17 protein-coding genes are annotated in these 15,172 nt (G+C 65.4%); 11 read left to right on the forward strand and 6 right to left on the reverse strand.

Annotation, left to right across the window (positions count from 1 at the left end):
- Position 1: 1 nt before the first annotated feature.
- Positions 2 to 976 (forward strand): DUF6384 family protein, encoded by a 975-nt coding sequence (locus JQC81_RS08170; protein WP_203271392.1) that lies wholly within the window; start codon positions 2 to 4, stop codon positions 974 to 976.
- A gap of 4 nt (positions 977 to 980) precedes the next feature.
- Positions 981 to 2,372, forward strand: a complete 1,392-nt coding sequence (locus JQC81_RS08175) for a coiled-coil domain-containing protein (RefSeq protein ID WP_203271320.1) — start codon at positions 981 to 983, stop codon at positions 2,370 to 2,372.
- A gap of 16 nt (positions 2,373 to 2,388) precedes the next feature.
- Here JQC81_RS08175 and JQC81_RS08180 read toward each other — a convergent pair whose 3' ends face one another.
- Entirely contained in the window at positions 2,389 to 2,883 is a 495-nt protein-coding gene (locus JQC81_RS08180) for a YcgN family cysteine cluster protein (RefSeq protein ID WP_203271321.1), read from the reverse strand.
- Positions 2,884 to 3,059: 176 nt separating this feature from the next.
- On the opposite strand from JQC81_RS08180, the gene JQC81_RS08185 reads away from it, so the two are divergent.
- The 6 genes from JQC81_RS08185 to JQC81_RS08210 all read left to right on the forward strand — a co-directional run bounded on the left by JQC81_RS08185 (position 3,060) and on the right by JQC81_RS08210 (position 9,262).
- The gene (locus JQC81_RS08185) at positions 3,060 to 5,312 is read left to right on the forward strand and encodes a transglycosylase domain-containing protein (RefSeq protein WP_203271322.1); all 2,253 of its coding nucleotides are present in this window, start codon (positions 3,060 to 3,062) and stop codon (positions 5,310 to 5,312) included.
- Between the two features lie 20 nt (positions 5,313 to 5,332).
- Positions 5,333 to 5,983: a DUF1214 domain-containing protein gene (locus JQC81_RS08190; RefSeq protein WP_246520305.1), complete on the forward strand. Its 651-nt coding sequence runs from the start codon at positions 5,333 to 5,335 to the stop codon at positions 5,981 to 5,983.
- Entirely contained in the window at positions 5,980 to 6,543 is a 564-nt protein-coding gene (locus JQC81_RS08195) for a DUF1254 domain-containing protein (RefSeq protein ID WP_203271324.1), read from the forward strand. The genes JQC81_RS08190 and JQC81_RS08195 overlap by 4 nt, the downstream gene beginning before the upstream one ends.
- Before the next feature lie 5 nt (positions 6,544 to 6,548).
- A complete protein-coding gene (locus JQC81_RS08200) occupies positions 6,549 to 7,088 on the forward strand; it encodes a GNAT family N-acetyltransferase (RefSeq protein ID WP_203271325.1) in 540 nt (179 codons plus the stop codon).
- Positions 7,089 to 7,546: 458 nt separating this feature from the next.
- Entirely contained in the window at positions 7,547 to 8,566 is a 1,020-nt protein-coding gene (locus JQC81_RS08205) for a DUF2336 domain-containing protein (protein ID WP_203271326.1), read from the forward strand.
- An 81-nt stretch (positions 8,567 to 8,647) separates the two neighbouring features.
- Positions 8,648 to 9,262: a carboxymuconolactone decarboxylase family protein gene (locus JQC81_RS08210; RefSeq protein WP_246520306.1), complete on the forward strand. Its 615-nt coding sequence runs from the start codon at positions 8,648 to 8,650 to the stop codon at positions 9,260 to 9,262.
- A gap of 19 nt (positions 9,263 to 9,281) precedes the next feature.
- Here JQC81_RS08210 and JQC81_RS08215 read toward each other — a convergent pair whose 3' ends face one another.
- Together JQC81_RS08215 and JQC81_RS08220 are read right to left on the reverse strand one after the other, a co-directional pair.
- The gene (locus JQC81_RS08215) at positions 9,282 to 9,623 is read right to left on the reverse strand and encodes a DUF1491 family protein (protein ID WP_203271327.1); all 342 of its coding nucleotides are present in this window, start codon (positions 9,621 to 9,623) and stop codon (positions 9,282 to 9,284) included.
- On the reverse strand, positions 9,623 to 10,459 hold the full coding sequence (locus JQC81_RS08220) for a peptidoglycan-binding domain-containing protein (protein WP_203271328.1): 837 nt from the start codon (positions 10,457 to 10,459) through the stop codon (positions 9,623 to 9,625). The genes JQC81_RS08215 and JQC81_RS08220 overlap by 1 nt, the downstream gene beginning before the upstream one ends.
- A 365-nt stretch (positions 10,460 to 10,824) precedes the next feature.
- Here JQC81_RS08220 and JQC81_RS08225 point away from each other — a divergent pair, with 365 nt between their 5' ends.
- Both JQC81_RS08225 and JQC81_RS08230 read left to right on the forward strand, forming a co-directional pair.
- Positions 10,825 to 11,148 (forward strand): hypothetical protein, encoded by a 324-nt coding sequence (locus JQC81_RS08225; protein WP_203271329.1) that lies wholly within the window; start codon positions 10,825 to 10,827, stop codon positions 11,146 to 11,148.
- A 41-nt stretch (positions 11,149 to 11,189) separates the two neighbouring features.
- Positions 11,190 to 11,645 (forward strand): SufE family protein, encoded by a 456-nt coding sequence (locus JQC81_RS08230; protein ID WP_246520307.1) that lies wholly within the window; start codon positions 11,190 to 11,192, stop codon positions 11,643 to 11,645.
- 124 nt (positions 11,646 to 11,769) lie between these two features.
- On the opposite strand, the gene JQC81_RS08235 is transcribed toward JQC81_RS08230, so the two are convergent.
- Positions 11,770 to 12,627 (reverse strand): DUF6456 domain-containing protein, encoded by an 858-nt coding sequence (locus JQC81_RS08235; RefSeq protein WP_312887492.1) that lies wholly within the window; start codon positions 12,625 to 12,627, stop codon positions 11,770 to 11,772.
- Between the two features lie 296 nt (positions 12,628 to 12,923).
- The gene (locus tag JQC81_RS08240; RefSeq protein WP_203271330.1) at positions 12,924 to 13,358 is read right to left on the reverse strand and encodes a rhodanese-like domain-containing protein; all 435 of its coding nucleotides are present in this window, start codon (positions 13,356 to 13,358) and stop codon (positions 12,924 to 12,926) included.
- Positions 13,359 to 13,446: 88 nt separating this feature from the next.
- Between JQC81_RS08240 and ftrA the strand changes: the two genes are divergently transcribed.
- A complete protein-coding gene (gene ftrA / locus JQC81_RS08245) occupies positions 13,447 to 14,430 on the forward strand; it encodes a transcriptional regulator FtrA (RefSeq protein ID WP_203271331.1) in 984 nt (327 codons plus the stop codon).
- Positions 14,431 to 14,475: 45 nt separating this feature from the next.
- Here ftrA and JQC81_RS08250 read toward each other — a convergent pair whose 3' ends face one another.
- Entirely contained in the window at positions 14,476 to 14,910 is a 435-nt protein-coding gene (locus JQC81_RS08250; protein WP_199049482.1) for a Ros/MucR family transcriptional regulator, read from the reverse strand.
- Positions 14,911 to 15,172: the final 262 nt, after the last annotated feature.

Genomic DNA, 15,172 nt, shown 5'->3' on the forward strand with positions numbered 1-15,172 from the left:
GATGGTCGCCACACCGCCCGCGAGCGCCCCCGACCCCGCCTCTCGGAACCTCGACGAGGTGATGCTCGCGATGGACGTGGTGGATACGCTCCGCCACCAGGAGAACCTCGTCAGCCGCGAGCTCAGCGAAGGCGACCGCGACGCCCAGCTGCTGCAGCGCCTGCGTGAAATCTATCGGGGACAGGGCATTGAGGTCCCCGACCGGATCCTGCAGGAGGGCGTACAGGCTCTGAAAGAGCAGCGCTTCGTCTATACGCCCCCCGGCCCCAGCTTCTCCCGCACGGTGGCGCGGGCCTGGGTGAACCGCGGGCGGATCGGACGGCGCCTGCTGACGCTTTTGGCCCTGCTGGCCTTCGGCTGGGGTGCCTACCAGTTCGGCGTGGTCGAGCCCGCCCGCCAGCGAGTCGCGCAGGAGCAGGCGCAGGCCGAGAGGAACCAGATCGAACTGGCCGAACGGCTGCCGGTCGCCCTGACGCAAGGCCATGAGGACGTGCTGCGGGAGACCCAGGTGCCGGCCGCGAAGGAAAGGGCCGACCGCCTGCTCGCGGACGGGCAAGCCGCCGTCGCTCGTGGCGACGCCGACGGGGCCCGGCAGGCCCTCAACGACCTGGAGGTCCTGCGCGCGGAACTGCGGCGAGAATACGTGCTGCGCATCGTCTCCCGGCCCGGGGAGCCCTCCGGCGTGTGGCGGGTGCCGGAGCGCAATCCGGCTGGCCGAAACTACTATCTGATCGTTGAGCCGGTTGCCCCGGACGGACGGATTCTCAGCCTGCCGGTCACGAGCGAGGAGGATGGCCGCACGGTGAACGCATCCAAGTGGGGCGTGCGCGTGAGCGAGACCACGGCCATGCAGGTGCAGCGGGACAAGAACGACGACGGCATCGTGCAGCGCAACCGCCTGGGCGAGAAGCGCCGGGGCCAGCTCGACGTGGACTATCAGATGCCGGTTCTCGGAGGCGCGATCACACAATGGTAAGGCGATGATTTCGGGACGTCAGGCACTCGCGCAGATCGAGCAGGTCATCGAGAAGGCCCGTGAGCAGGAGGCGAAGTGCGAGCTCGCCTATACCCGCGCCACCGAGGAGGTCGGGCGCTTGCGGATCCAGCGCACGGAAGCCTTCCGCGAGCTGGCGCGGCTGAAGCTCGACGCGATCAGGCAGGAGCAGGTCGTCGGACAGCTCGATGCCGCAGAACGTCAGGCCTTGAGCGTGCTCAACAGCCGCCAGGAAGCCCTGCGGCAGCTGACCGAGCGCCGCCGCCAGGCCGAAGAGCGGGTGAGACAGGCGGAAGGACAGCGGCAGGCCGCCGTGGATGCGCTGGAGCAGGCCTTGGCCCAAGTCGAATCCCTGCGCCGGGATGTGGAGGCCAAGGTCAGCGTCGATCCCGAATGGATCGCGTCCCGTGCCAGGGTGGCCGAGATCACCGGACAGGCCCAGCAGGCGGAGAAGAAGGCGGTGCAGGCGGAAACCGACCGGGACGAGAAGCGCCGCCCCTATGAGGCCGATCCGCTGTTCATGTACCTGTGGAGGCGCAAGTTCGGCACGGCCGCCTACCGGGCTGGCCCGTTCACCCGGTATATGGACCGCCTCGTGGCGCGGGTTGTCGGCTACGACAAGGCCAGGGCCAACTACGCCCTGCTCAACGAGATCCCGGAAAGGCTGCGGGAGCACGCCCGCCGCATCATCGATGACCTCAGAACCGTACGGAGCCGGCTAACCGCGCTTGAGCGCCAGGCGCTCGTGGCCGCCGGCATCCCGCCGCTGGAGGAAAAGGCCGCACAGAACAAGGAGGCCGTGGATGATGCCGAGCGGAGCCTTGCCGAGGCCCGGTCGGCCCTCGCCGAGTTGGACCGCACCCACGATGCCTCGGTGCTGGAAGGGGACGCGCCCTACCGGGAAGCCGTCGCGGTGCTGGCCGCCGCTGACGAGCGCGAGGACCTCAACCAACTCTACGAGGAAGCCCTGCGCACTCCCACGCCCCAGGACGAGGCGCTCGTGCGCCGCATTCAGGCCACCGACGTGATGATCAACCGGGCGCTGCGCCAAGCGGTGGACGCCCACCGCCAGCTCAAGGAGACGGCCCAGCGGCGGGCGATGATCGAACAGGAATGGGAGGAGTTGCGCAGCCAGGGCTACGACACCCCCTACGGCACCTTCGGCAACGAGGCCGCGCTCGGCAACGTGCTCGGGGGCGTCCTCACCGGGGCTATTGGGGGAGCCATTCTCGGGCAGGTGCTGCGCGGCGGTTTCCATCACGGCCCCAGCCCCTGGGATTCCGGATTCGGCGGCGGCATCCCCTTCCCTCAGCCGGGCGGCTTCGGAACGGGCGGATCCTTCGGTGGAGGCGGCTTCAGGACCGGAGGGTCCTTCTGACGAGGGAAGCCGCCCCTCAATCCTCGGGATGCTCCATCGGCCAATCGGTGATGCGCTCCAGGAGTTCTGCGATGCTGAAGTTTTCCTCAGGCCCGGCCACCCGGTCGCGGACGGAGATGCCTGCCGCGTGCACGGTCTCCGGGTCGCCGGAGACGAGCGGGTGCCACCAGTAGAGGTCCTGGCCTTCCGCCAGCAGGCGATAGGCGCAGGTCTGGGGCAGCCATGACAGGCTGCGCACGGCCTGCGGCGTCAGGCGCACGCAATCGGCCACCTTGGCCTGACGGTTCGGGTAATCGCGGCAGCGGCAGGTCTGATCGTCCAGGAGGGTGCAGCCCACATTGGTGTACATCACCTCGGCCGTATCCTCGTCCTCAAGCTTGACGAGGCAGCAGCGGCCGCAGCCGTCGCACAGGCTCTCCCACTCCTCGATGCTCATGGCTTCGAGGGTTTTCACGCGCCAGAAGGGCTGCTCCTCCGGCTGGGAGCGGATCACGGGTGCGGCATTTGGCATGTGGGCGCTTTGACGTCTCTTTGAGGCGGTTTGAAGGAAAGTGCTAAACCGCACGGATCGCAGACTTTTAGCCCCTAAGAGGTAAATCTCCGTGAACCTACAAACAAGGTTCGGAGTTATATATATCAGCCTCGCCGCGCTTCAGCGTTGCCGCTAGGATACCGAACGATCATAATATGACCCAGGTCGGGCCAGCCGACCTGCCCCGAAGGACCGCCGTGAGCCAGCAGCCTCCCCTCCCTTTCACGACACGGATCAAGCGTGCCGCGCTCGCGTTCGATGCCTGGCTCAATTCGGCCCTGTTCCAGGGCCGCAGCGGCCTCGGGAGCGCATGGGATTGGTATTCGGAAAAGATGAAGTGCCTGCGGTTTCGCGGCGCTCCCCGTGTTCTGCTCGACCTGACGAGCGAGGCGACCACCCTCGGCGCGGCCGGCGCCGTGGTCATGCTGGCGCTCGCCCTCCCGGCTTTCCGGGAAACTGAGGACGACTGGCTCAAGACCCAGGACCTCGCCGTCACCTTCCTCGACCGCTACGGCCAGGAGGTCGGGCGGCGCGGCCTGAACCTCGACGATTCCTACAAGCTTGAGGATTTCCCCGATCACCTGATCAAGGCAGCGCTGGCGACCGAGGACCGGCGCTTCTACGACCACTGGGGCATCGATCCCATCGGCACCTTCCGCGCCCTCCTGGTCAATGCCCAGGGCGGCGGCGTGGTCCAGGGCGGCTCCTCCATCACCCAGCAGCTGGCGAAGAACCTCTTCTTGACCAACGAGCGCTCCCTCGAGCGCAAGATCAAGGAGGCGTTTCTGGCGCTCTGGCTCGAGTTTCACCTCACCAAGGACGAGATCCTCAAGCTCTATCTCGACCGTGCCTATATGGGCGGCGGCGCTCACGGTGCCGTGGCGGCGGCGGAGTATTACTTCGCCAAGCCGGCCAAGGACCTGACACTGGCGGAATCCGCCATGCTGGCCGGCCTGTTCAAGGCGCCGACCAAATATGCCCCGCACATCAACCTGCCGGCCGCCCGCGCCCGTGCGAACGAGGTGCTGCGCAACATGGTCGAGGCCGGCTTCCTGACCGAGGGCCAGATCCAGATCGCACGGCGCAATCCGGCCACCCCTGTGAACCGGGAGCGCGAGACGACGCCGGACTTCTACCTCGACTGGGCTTTCGAGCAGGTGAAGCTCCAGGCATCGCAGAAGAAGTTCGGCAATGAGCGCGTGCTGATCGTGAAAACGCCCCTCGATACCGCCCTGCAGCGCCATGCGGAACAGACCCTCGAGAACATGCTTCGTCAGCACGGACGCCAGTACAAGGCGGGCCAGGGCGCTCTCGTGGTCATGGATGTCGACGGCGCCGTGCGCGCCATTGTGGGCGGGCGCGATTACGGCCAGAGCCAGTTCAACCGCGCCACCGGCGGCCTGCGCCAGCCGGGCTCGTCCTTCAAGCCGTTCGTCTACGCGGCGGCCATGACTACCAATCCGAAGCTGCGGCCGAACTCGAACGTAGTCGACCAGCCGATCTGCCTGGGCAATTGGTGCCCCCAGAACTACAACCGCTCCTTCTCTGGCTCCATGTCCCTGACGTCTGCCCTGGCGCGCTCGATCAATTCGATTCCCGTCCGCATGTCGCTCGAGATCGGCAAGGGCAACGCCAAAGCCGGTCGCGCCGTGATCGTCGATACGGCCAAGCGCATGGGCCTGACGCATCCGCTTACGGACTCCAGCTCCCTGCCCATCGGCGCCGCTGAAGTCACCGTCATCGACATGGCGGCCGCCTACGCGGTCTTCGCCAATGGCGGCAAGCGCGCCGATCCTTATGCCGCCTGGGAGGTGCGCAACTCCTCCGGCGAGGTCATCTTCAGCCGTGACCGGGACACCCCGCCCAAGCAGGTGCTCGACACCCGCGTGGTGCAGGACATGAACTTCATGCTGAACAAGGTGGTCGAGGAAGGCACCGGCAAGCGCGCCATCATCGAGGGCATCCCGGCCGCCGGCAAGACCGGCACCACGAACGGCTACAAGGACGCCTGGTTCGTGGGCTACACGGGCAACCTCGTGGCCAGCGTCTGGTACGGCAACGACGATTCCACGCCGATGAACGACATGACCGGTGGCACGCTTCCCGCCATGACATGGCAGGAAGTGATGAAAGTCGCGCACCAGAACCTGGAGATCCGCCCGATCCCCGGTGCAAGCCCGGCCAATGCCAACCGCGTCGCCTCCGCGAACCGTCCGGCAGCGGACCAGGCTCAATCGCCCTCGCAGGCTTTCCTGGCCGGCACCCTGTCGCGCAGGTCCTATGAGGTTCTCGGCGGGATCGGCACCCTGTTCCAGTCGGTCGACCGCTCTGTCACGACGGGCAAGGCTCCGGAAGCGCCACGCAGCTCGGCGGCTGTGAATACTCCCCGCCAGGTTGCCATGCCCTGACCATGCAGAGTGAGGCTCTCTTGACGAACGCCCCTGCGGCCGCTTCGATGCGCGCGCCATCGAGGCCATCCCTGTCCGTGTCCATCCGCCGAGTTCCCACAGCCATCCTGGTCGTCTACACGCTGCTTCTGGCGCTGGGGCTTGGCCTGGGTTCGGCCTATTGGGCGATCAATGGCAGCCCGCCCTTCGGCAGCCTCCGGCTGGGCCCGTGGCAGGCTTGGCCCCGGCTCGGTGCCCCTGGGGCCGACCCCTATATGCGGGCCATCATCGCCCGCAGAAGCGACGTCCCCCTCGCCGCGGGCGAAGGGATGGGCTTCACGGCCAGTGTGGACAATGACGGCAGGCCCCTCGACACGGCCTGCTCCTACAACATTGGTCCGGTCGCACCCGTTGCCCGTGTCTGGACTCTCACCGTGTATGACCAAGCCGGCCGCCTGCCGAGCACTGAACTCAGGCGCGGGAGCTTCACGTCCGCCGAGGTGCTTCGCGACGGTCAGGACCGTTTCTCCATTGCTCTGTCGCGGAATGTGCAGCCGGGCAACTGGCTCCAGCTTCCTGCGGGTGGCGCCTTCACGGTGGTGCTGCGCCTCTACGATCCTCCGGGCGCGGCGGGAGCCAATCTCGAGGAGACCGACATGCCCGTCATCCAGCGGCTGGAGTGCGGCGCATGAGAGGATTCGGCCGTTTCGTCATCGCCACCCTGTGCGGACTCGTCCTCGCCGTGGGCATCCATATCGCGGCGATCTTGGGCAGCCCCTATCTGGCCGATCAGGATGCCTTCTCCAAGGTGCAGTCGACCCTGACCACCGACAAGGCTCAGATCGTCAGCGCACCCGGCGGCGAGAATACCTGGCTGCCCAATCCCGATCCCGCTGCGGCGGTCGCAACCTGCGCCTTCGACCTGCGCAACGGGCCGATGCGGGTCGCCACCCGTACGGGCTCGCTCCCGCTGTCCTTCTCCTTCCACAAGGAGACGGGCGGCGTGTTCTTTGCCGTGACGGATCGTGCCGCCGTGCGCGGCGAACTCGACATCGTTGCCATGACGGCGCGTCAGCTCGACGAGGCCAGGGCCGCAGAGGATGAGAACGCCCCGTCCCGCGACGTGCGGATCGTTGCACCCGAGGTGCAGGGCTTCGTGATCGTGCGCGTCGTCGCGCCCGCTCCCAGCCTGCGGCCTCAGGCGGAAGAGATGGCGAAGGCGGTTTCCTGCACGGCCGAGCAGGACGCTTAAAAGGCATGTCCTGGCGGCCGATGACCCCGCAGGACCTGTGTCAGGTTCAGACCCTGGCGGATGCGATCCATGTCAGCCACCCGGAGGATCCTGAGGTTCTGGCGGAGCGGCAGCGCCTCTATCCACAAGGATGCTTTATGCTGGTCGAGGATGAGCGCGCCATCGGTTATGCCCTCACCCATCCCTGGCGCTTCGCGGAGCCGCCGCCTCTGAACCGACTTCTCGGCGCGATTCCACCTTCAGCCACCACCTATTACATCCACGACGTTGCCCTTCTGCCCGAGGCGCGGGGCAAGGGCTATGCGGCACGGATCACGGACCGCTTGTTGGCCCATGCGCGCGAGGCTGGCTTCGACAACCTGTCGCTCGTTGCCGTCAACAAGTCTCAAGTCTTCTGGGAGAAGGCAGGCTTTCGCGTGGTCGCTGTTCCGGGCCTGGGGGCAAAGCTCGCGAGCTATGGACCGGATGCAGCGCTGATGGTGCGCGATTTAGCCAACCTCGGAACGACGCCTAACGGCGTCACTTCGGCAATGAAAAAATTCTAACGATCAGGAACGGCGACGGCCGCGGCCGTTGGACAGCAATGGGCGGGAAGGACCAGGATTGGGAGCTGGCCTCTCATAGCGAACACCCGTGAAGAGAAGGATCTCGCCCCTGGGTTCGTTCGCCGACAGATGCGGACGCGGCGGCCGCTCCGAAATATCCGGGAATGCGATCACCACTCCCGGCGACCTCGTCCAGACGTCTTGCATCTTGCCCTCCTCTACTATGGTGCCACTGGCTGCCTCGACGACTGACTCACAAAAAGATGCCTATGGTTAACAGATGGTTTCCACCGGCCTGGACCATGTCGAAAAAGGCCCAGCCTGACATGAAAACAACAGTCACGGCCGCGCTTATGTTCCACTTCTGATCGCTCACATTCTGGGCAACGGACGCCCGTTAAAGATGCGCTAAGATACGCGCCCTAGCCTCCGCACAGTTGCGTTCAAGCGAGTTGTGTATGGCGTCCTCTACGAACCCGGATCTTTGGTCGGGCCTGTCGGGTTTCGGATTCTCCGAGAGCGCAACACCGGACATGCGCGCCGCTCTCCTGAAAGTGAACGCGGAGATGTTTGTCGCCGCGCCAGCCCGCGACCGGGAGAGCATCGAAACCTTCGAGACGCTCATGCTCGGCTCCCTGCCGCGCGCGGACGCAGCCACTCTCCTGGCGCTCGCCCGCATCCTCGCGCCCTGTGCCGATGCGCCGGCATCCGTTCTCGACTATCTTGTTCAGCATTCCCCCGACGCACGGGCGGTCGTGCTCCAGCACGCCGCGCATCCGCCTGAGACGGGGAACCGCCGGCAGATCGCAACGCCTGCAGGTCGCCTGCGGCTCGCAGCACGTCTCGATCTCGATCCCGCAACAATCCGAAAGCTGCTGCTTCTGGGCGAGGAGCCTGTTGCCGAGGCCCTTGCGGCCAATCCTGCCGTTGCGCCCGACACAGGCTCGTTCAAGCTCCTGGTGCAGCGCGCACGCTGCCGGCCTACCCTTGCCCGCATCCTTCTCGGGCGCGACGATCTTTCGTCGAGCGATGCAGCAACCCTTTATCTCGCGGCCGACGCCACGCGACGTGCTGCAATCCGTGACGACATCGCCGCCCTGCTGGCCCGGCGGCGCATTGCGCTGTCGTGCATCCTTACCGCAGATGACATTGCAGAACTTCTGGCGGTCAGCCGCCGGGGCGATGTGGAGCGGCTGGAGGCGCTTCTCTCCACCTTCCTCTGCATTCCCTCTTGGACGAAGTGGCGGGTGCTCGAGGTCGGAAGGCACCGCCTGCTGGCACTCGCGTTGAAGGCGCTCGGCATGAGCAGGAGGGATGCGACGCAGATCTTCCTCAGCCTTCACCCTGCCCTTGCCTATCCGCTCTCGGCGGTCAGGGAACTGGTGCGCGAGGTACGGGACGTCCCCGGCCCGATTGCCCTTGCGCTCGTCGAGTCGGTCCTGGGCGTGAGAGCGCTGTCGCGAGAGCATCAGGCCTAAGCCGCCGCAGCATCGCCCGCGGATGCGCTGTCCCGTTCTGAGGAGGATGCCGCCCGGGCTGGACTTCTGTTAGGATTCCTCATGCTGTGGGATGGACCGGAGGGTGGTCGGATGTTCCTGGAAACGATTGAGGAAGAGCAGGCAACCGGCAGAATCGCCGAGATTTACGAGCGCCAGAGAGCACAGCTCGGGTTTGTCATGGAGGCGGCGAAGTGCTTCACCGCCCGCCCGGACCTGCTGCCGATTTACACGGACTTCTCGGACAGGATCCGCGCCGGCTTTTCTCTTGGCCTGCGCGAATGGCGTCTGATCACGCTCATTGCCGCAAAGCACATCCCGTCAACTTACTGCTCGCAGGTCTACAGCAAGCAACTCATCGAAGATCTCGGATCGAAGGACGCCGTCCTTGCCGTTCACAATGACTTCCGGACAGCAAACTTGTCCGTGAAGGACGTCGAGATGCTGTCCTATGCCGAGAAAGTCGCGACCGATGCATCGCGCATCTCGGAAGCCGATATCGAGCGGCTGCGTTCAGCAGGATTCTCGGACCGGCAGATCTGCGACATCGCTCTCTGCGCGGCCTTTCGATGCTTCGTCAGCCGGTTCTTTGACGCAGTCGGGGCCGGCACTGAGGCAGCCTTCATCGACAGCGATGAAGAATTCAGGTCGACGATGACGGTCGGCAGAGCCCTCTGAAACGGATGGATCGCCGAAACTAGTCGCCCGGCGCAAGATCGAGGAGATGGCGGCCTTGGCGGTCGTCGACCTCGACGAGCCAGAGGTCGGGATCGAAGCGCAGCTCGCGGGTCATGCGCTCCTCTACGTCGAGGGGCATGACGCCCTGCAGGATGGGGGCGAAGAGCCGCTCGCCGCTGTCGTCGAGGAAGAGCTGCGGCGCGGGGCCGTACAGGCTTGCAGTGCCGTCGAGATGATCCACCTTCACGAAGATCGCTCCGGCCTCGGCCGCCCCGCGCTTGCGCAGGGCTGCGTCGAGACCTTCCACCGAGCAGCGGCGGAGATAGGCGGAGACCCAGAAGTCTGAGCGGAGGCGCGCCACTACTGAACCGCGATGCCGGATGCGCTGGACAACTCACGCAGGGTGCGCGCGTTGAACTCGCCCGTCACGGGCAGACGCTTATCCTGCTCGAAGCGCTCGATGGCCTGCCGCGTTCCGGAGCCCATCACGCCATCCACCTTCACGCTGTAGCCGAGCCGCGCGAGGGCGCGCTGTCCCGCGAGGACCGTGTCGCCGGGGTCCGGCCGGCCCACATTGCCGGGCGGCACCGGCACAGGCCCGCCCATGCGGATCATGTCCGCGATCGGATCGCGCGCGGCGGTGCGTGCCGGGGGTGCCGCCGCGGGCGCAGGCTGCTGAGCGCGTGCGGGAGGCGCGGCAGCCGGCGCGGGCTGGCCGCCGTTGCGGATCATTTCCGTGATCGGGTTGCGCCCCGCAGGCTTCGGCGCTGGGCCGGCGGCACTCGCCTCAGGTGCGACTGCATGCGGCACGAAGGCATGCGGATTCGGCCCCGTCGACGACTGCTCGGTGAGTTCGGCCCCGGGACGCACGGGAGGCAAGGGCTGATCGGTCCCAACCTCGGGAGAAGGCTCGGGTGCGAGCACGATCTCGCGCGTGTTGAAAAGGGGCGCGGGATGGCGGCTGCTCTGCAGCGCCAGCGCGTTCCAGGCAATCGCTCCTCCGCATCCGGTCAGGAACAGGGCGGCGAGAATGTGCCGCGGGTGACCGAACACGAAAGCGGCAGCCTGCTCGGCCATGCCCGGCCTGCGCGAGGGCTTTGCGGCGCGCCGCTGCGGCGGCCTTGTCGGCGCCTTGCGCCGCACCACGGCGGGAAGGTCCAGATCGTCATCGGGCGGATCGACAAAAGCGTCACGCAAGGGATCGTTCCGTTCTCAAAGGATGAGGTCGTTTTGGACCACTTAAGCCAAAGGACAAGCCCGCGGCGCGCTCCGCTTGTTGTCCTTCTGGTACGGAGCCTGACAGAGGCCGCTTAAACGAAACCTAATTGCCGCAGCCCTTCGACCAGGGAGATTACAGCCAGCACCGATTCCGGCGCCCGCCGGCCGAGGGGCAGCGAAGATTGCCTGAATTTTCATTGAAGTTGCAACAGCTTGGCGCTGGGAAAGAGCAGCAAGGTTTCATTCATCCTGTTTGCAGGTTTCCCGTGGCACGCCTACGCGGAAGGCACCGAGTCCGTTATGATGCTGCATCATTGTTCGCTCCAGGCCATCCAGTCACCACGATGTTGTCCATTCTCCGTTTCATCCTGATCGTCGGCGCCATTTTCTACTACTCGCCGGTTCGCCAGCAAGGCGAAGGCACCGCTGCCCTCGAAGCGCTGTTCACGCCGAAAACCGCCGAGCCGGTGGCTCCTTCCGTGCCGTCCGCACACGAGGGCCCCGGCCATCTGGAGACCGTGTGGAAGGCCCTGCCCGACAGCGCCAAGCAGGCCGTGGTCGACAAGATTCTGACGTCGTCGGGCTTGCCCCTCGCGGACGCCTCCAGGCCGGCCGATACCCTGAAGCCGGAGGACCGCGCGCTGGCCGCATCGAAGCCGCGCACGTAAATTCCAGCGCACCCGTCGCCAAAGGACGGGCCGATGGCTATATGAGCGGCAGACATCACAGGTTTTCCATGCTGCCGACCATCGACGAAATCGTCTCCAACTTTGAGCTGCTCGACGACTGGGAGGAGCGTTATCGCTACCTCATCGAGCTCGGCCGGATGATGCAGCCGCTGCCGGACGACGCCCATAGCGACGTCAACAAGGTGCAGGGCTGCGCCAGCCAGGTCTGGCTCCAGACGGATGTGCAATCCTCCGGCGGCCAGCCGGTTCTGCATCTGCTGGGCGACAGCGACGCCCATATCGTGCGCGGCCTCGTGGCGCTCCTGATCTCCCTCTACAACGGCAAGAGCGCATCCGAGGCGCTTTCCACGGATGCGCTTGGCCTGTTCAAGGAGCTCGGCCTCTCGGAGCATCTGACGCCGCAACGGTCGAACGGCGTCAGATCCATGGTCGAGCGCATCCGCCGCGATGCGCAGATGGCGCTGACTGGCTCTTAACACCCTCTGTCGTCATCACCGGCCTTGTGCCGGTGATCTCGATCCATATGGCTCACTGCTCTTCCAATCGAGATGGCCGGGACAAGCCCGGCCATGACGGGAATGAGTAAGAGAGCAGCTGCCCTCACATCCGCCCGCCCTCGATCACCACCGCCTGCCATGTGCGGATGCCCCGCGAGGCAGCCGGGCCACGTGCTTGCGACTCGATGCCGTAATGCTCCGCGAGGCGCCCCAGCGCGAGGCGGATTACCACCTTGGCGGACCGCGCAGGCCATTGATGCTCCCGCTCGATCTGCTCCAGCCCTTTGAGGAAGCCGCAGAGGTCGAGCAGCAGGTCGCTGAAATCGCCCCCGATGGCATCGAAGGCGTGGCGGAGCCTCTGGCGGGCCGCAACCATCCGGTCGATGGCCTCGCCCGGCGAAGCAGGGCCGCCCGCCCTCGGCATCGCGTCCCAGCGCGCGGTTACGCCCGGCAGGAGTCCTGCGAGCATGATGTCCGTGCGAAGCCGTTCCCCGGCCTGATAGGCTGCCTCGTCGATCATCGGTTCGCCGTTGCGATCCCGGCGCCGGCGCAGCCAGTCGAGAGGGCTCTCCTCCGTGTCGATCCGCACACGGGACGTGCCCGTGGCAGTCTCGACCGTCGCGGCCTCCGTCTCGCGATGCTGATGCAGGAAAGCGAGGTCCGCATCGGGCGAGGTGATGCGGCGCAGATGGGCTTCGCCGGCCGAGGTCAGCCGCAGAGTCCGGCGGCCCAAGGCCGCCTGCTGCCAGCCCGCGAGATCCGCGCGCACGAGGGCGTCCGCGGAGGCCGATGCAAAGCGCCCTGCCCCGACCGAGACGCTGCCCTGGCGCCTGTGGATAAGCACGCTCGATGGGTCCGTCGGATCGACGAACGCCCAGGTCTCCGCTTGGCCGAGTGCCCCGAGCAGGCGCCTCGCCTCACGGGACAGGGAATCGCCTGCCGGTTGTGCAATGTCCGGCACCACCCTGCTCCTCGCACGTCCTCTACGCCTCTTCAAACCGGCCTTCCCCGGTGCTGAAAAGTCTGCCGCGGCAATACTTTGATGAACCGCATCGCCGTCTTCTATGTTCATGTTTTGTTCCTACAAATAAAGTATGGAAGGGGTACCCCTTCCTCCTTCGATAGTGGGGGCATATTCCTAGTTGTCAACGCGATTCAAAACTGTTGATAAGACTGAGGATAACGCGGACAGCGCCGGATCCGCCCGCACAAAGGCCGCAATGATCCCCCGCATTTCCAGCGAGGGATCGCGCCTTTTTATGCTGCCGACAGGACTTCAAGCGACCCCGGTTCAACGCCCTCTGCAAAGGGAAACCCCTCGTCGGCCCAACCCGTCATCCCACCGAGCATGAGCTTCACCGGGCGTCCGAGTTGCGCCAAGCGCAGCGCGCCCCTGTCGGCGCCATTGCAATGTGGCCCGGCGCAGTAAACCACGAACAGCGTCGTGTCCGGCCAGGCGGACATCCGCTCTACCGTGATCTCCCGATGCGGAAGGTTGAGGGCGCCCGGAACATGGCTGCGCGCATAAGCCTTGGGCCCGCGCACGTCGAGAAGCACGAAGTCGGCTTGGCCGCTCACGAATGCGTCGTGCACATCGGCGCAGTCGGTCTCGAGCGAAAGGCGGGCGGCGAAATGCGCCTGTGCGATGGCAGGTGCGGCCGCTGGAATGGCCGCGACGGAACTGGCTGGCATGAGATCCTCCTTGTGGAAAAGCCATGGCCAGAGTTCCGTACACGCGTCATGGTGAAAAGTGGCGCTCCCGCCAACAGACGTAAACATCATGCCAAACCGCCTCGTCGTCGCCCTCGCCTACGATCGCCTGAGTACTTTCGAATTCGGCATCGCTGTCGAAGTCTTCGGGCTGCCGCGTCCGGAGATGGGACCGGACTGGTATCGCTTCGCCGTCTGCGCCATCGAGCCCGGCCCTTTGCGCGCCATCGGCGGCTTCCAGATCATGGCTGATGGCGGCCTCGAACTTCTGGAGCAGGCGGACACCATCGTGATTCCCGGCTGGCGCGGAGCCTCCGCTGAACCTGTTCCGCCGACGCTCGTCGAGGCGTTGCAGAAGGCTCATGCGCGCGGCGCACGGCTGATGTCGATCTGCTCCGGGGTCTTTGCACTCGCCGCCACGGGCCTCCTGTCGGGACGTCGCGCAACGACACACTGGCATTACGTGGAGCAACTCTCGAAAGCCTATCCCGAGATCAGGGTCGAGCCGGACGTTCTCTATGTGGACCAGGGCCGGCTGCTCACATCCGCCGGCAGCGCGGCCGGAATCGATCTCTGCCTGCATGTGGTGCGCAGTGATTTCGGCCCCGAGATCGCCAACCGGCTCGCCCGCCGCCTCGTGGTGCCGCCGCATCGGGAGGGCGGCCAGGCGCAGTTCATCGAGCGTCCTGTTCCACCGGCCCGGGAGGGGGCGAGATTCGCTCCCCTGTTCGACCGGATGCGGCAGCGGCTCAGCGAAGAGCAGCCCATCGACAGACTGGCCGCAGAGGCAGGCATGAGCACGCGGACGTTCCTGCGCCGCTTCAAGGCTGCAACAGGCCTGCCGCCGGGCGAGTGGCTGCTCGGAGAGCGCCTGATCCGCGCCCGCGAATTGCTGGAGACGACCCGGACCTCAATCGAGGATATTGCCGGCGCAACCGGGTTCGGCTCCGCAGCAACCCTGCGCCATCACTTCCGCTCGCGCCTCGGCACCAGTCCGGCGGCGTATCGAAGCCGCTTCGCGCAAAGGGTTAAGACCGGCCGAGCCCCGGAATGAAAAAAGCCGCCCGAGGGGCGGCTGATTTCAACGTATGAAAGTCGATTAGCTGGCGCTGCGCGAGGAACGGCGCTTCCGGCGCTGCTGGCCGAGGCCCATTTCCTTGGCGAGCTCCGAGCGGGCCTTGGCGTAGTTGGGAGCCACCATCGGGTAATCGACGGGCAGGCCCCACTTCTCGCGGTACTGCTCGGGGGTCATGTTGTACTGCGTGCGCAGATGGCGCTTCAGCGACTTGAACTTCTTTCCGTCCTCAAGGCAGACGATGTAATCCGGGGTCACGGATTTCTTCACCGGAATCGCGGGCTTGGGCGCCTCGACCGGGGCTTCCACCGTGCCGCCCCCGACACGCAGAAGAGCCGTATGAACCTCATTGATCAGAGTCGGAAGATCGGATGAAGGAACAGAATTATTGCTGACATAGGCGGAAACGATGTCGGCAGCCAGCTCAATGTAGTTCGAAGCAGCGATGTTGTCGCTCATTTTGATTTTCTTCCTTTCCGGCTCTTTAGAACAGCTCAAAAAAGCTTTTCAACCTATCTTTGAGCATTCTCGTCTGAAGCAATGCTTGCCTCTTCCTAGAACCGCACCGTACTTGCACAGAAATCGTGCTTGCTCGTCCAAGTATGGCAAATTCAGCCTCAATGCAAGATGTTCAAAAGGAAAACTTTGGAAAACTTCGTATCATCTTTCACTGTGCAATAAACCCTGGAGCAAAAGTTAATGCCTGTGTTCATAGGTTAGG

It is taken from the genome of Microvirga arabica (assembly GCF_016811235.1).
GTDB lineage: Bacteria > Pseudomonadota > Alphaproteobacteria > Rhizobiales > Beijerinckiaceae > Microvirga > Microvirga arabica.

Coding starts and splice junctions, on each gene's coding strand:
- JQC81_RS08170 (WP_203271392.1), top strand. CDS start 2: ATGGTCGCCACACCGCCCGCGAGCGCCCCCGACCCCGCCTCTCGGAAC.
- JQC81_RS08175 (WP_203271320.1), top strand. CDS start 981: ATGATTTCGGGACGTCAGGCACTCGCGCAGATCGAGCAGGTCATCGAG.
- JQC81_RS08180 (WP_203271321.1), bottom strand. CDS start 2,883: ATGCCAAATGCCGCACCCGTGATCCGCTCCCAGCCGGAGGAGCAGCCC.
- JQC81_RS08185 (WP_203271322.1), top strand. CDS start 3,060: ATGACCCAGGTCGGGCCAGCCGACCTGCCCCGAAGGACCGCCGTGAGC.
- JQC81_RS08195 (WP_203271324.1), top strand. CDS start 5,980: ATGAGAGGATTCGGCCGTTTCGTCATCGCCACCCTGTGCGGACTCGTC.
- JQC81_RS08200 (WP_203271325.1), top strand. CDS start 6,549: ATGTCCTGGCGGCCGATGACCCCGCAGGACCTGTGTCAGGTTCAGACC.
- JQC81_RS08205 (WP_203271326.1), top strand. CDS start 7,547: ATGGCGTCCTCTACGAACCCGGATCTTTGGTCGGGCCTGTCGGGTTTC.
- JQC81_RS08210 (WP_246520306.1), top strand. CDS start 8,648: ATGCTGTGGGATGGACCGGAGGGTGGTCGGATGTTCCTGGAAACGATT.
- JQC81_RS08225 (WP_203271329.1), top strand. CDS start 10,825: ATGTTGTCCATTCTCCGTTTCATCCTGATCGTCGGCGCCATTTTCTAC.
- JQC81_RS08230 (WP_246520307.1), top strand. CDS start 11,190: ATGAGCGGCAGACATCACAGGTTTTCCATGCTGCCGACCATCGACGAA.
- JQC81_RS08240 (WP_203271330.1), bottom strand. CDS start 13,358: ATGCCAGCCAGTTCCGTCGCGGCCATTCCAGCGGCCGCACCTGCCATC.
- ftrA (WP_203271331.1), top strand. CDS start 13,447: ATGCCAAACCGCCTCGTCGTCGCCCTCGCCTACGATCGCCTGAGTACT.
- JQC81_RS08250 (WP_199049482.1), bottom strand. CDS start 14,910: ATGAGCGACAACATCGCTGCTTCGAACTACATTGAGCTGGCTGCCGAC.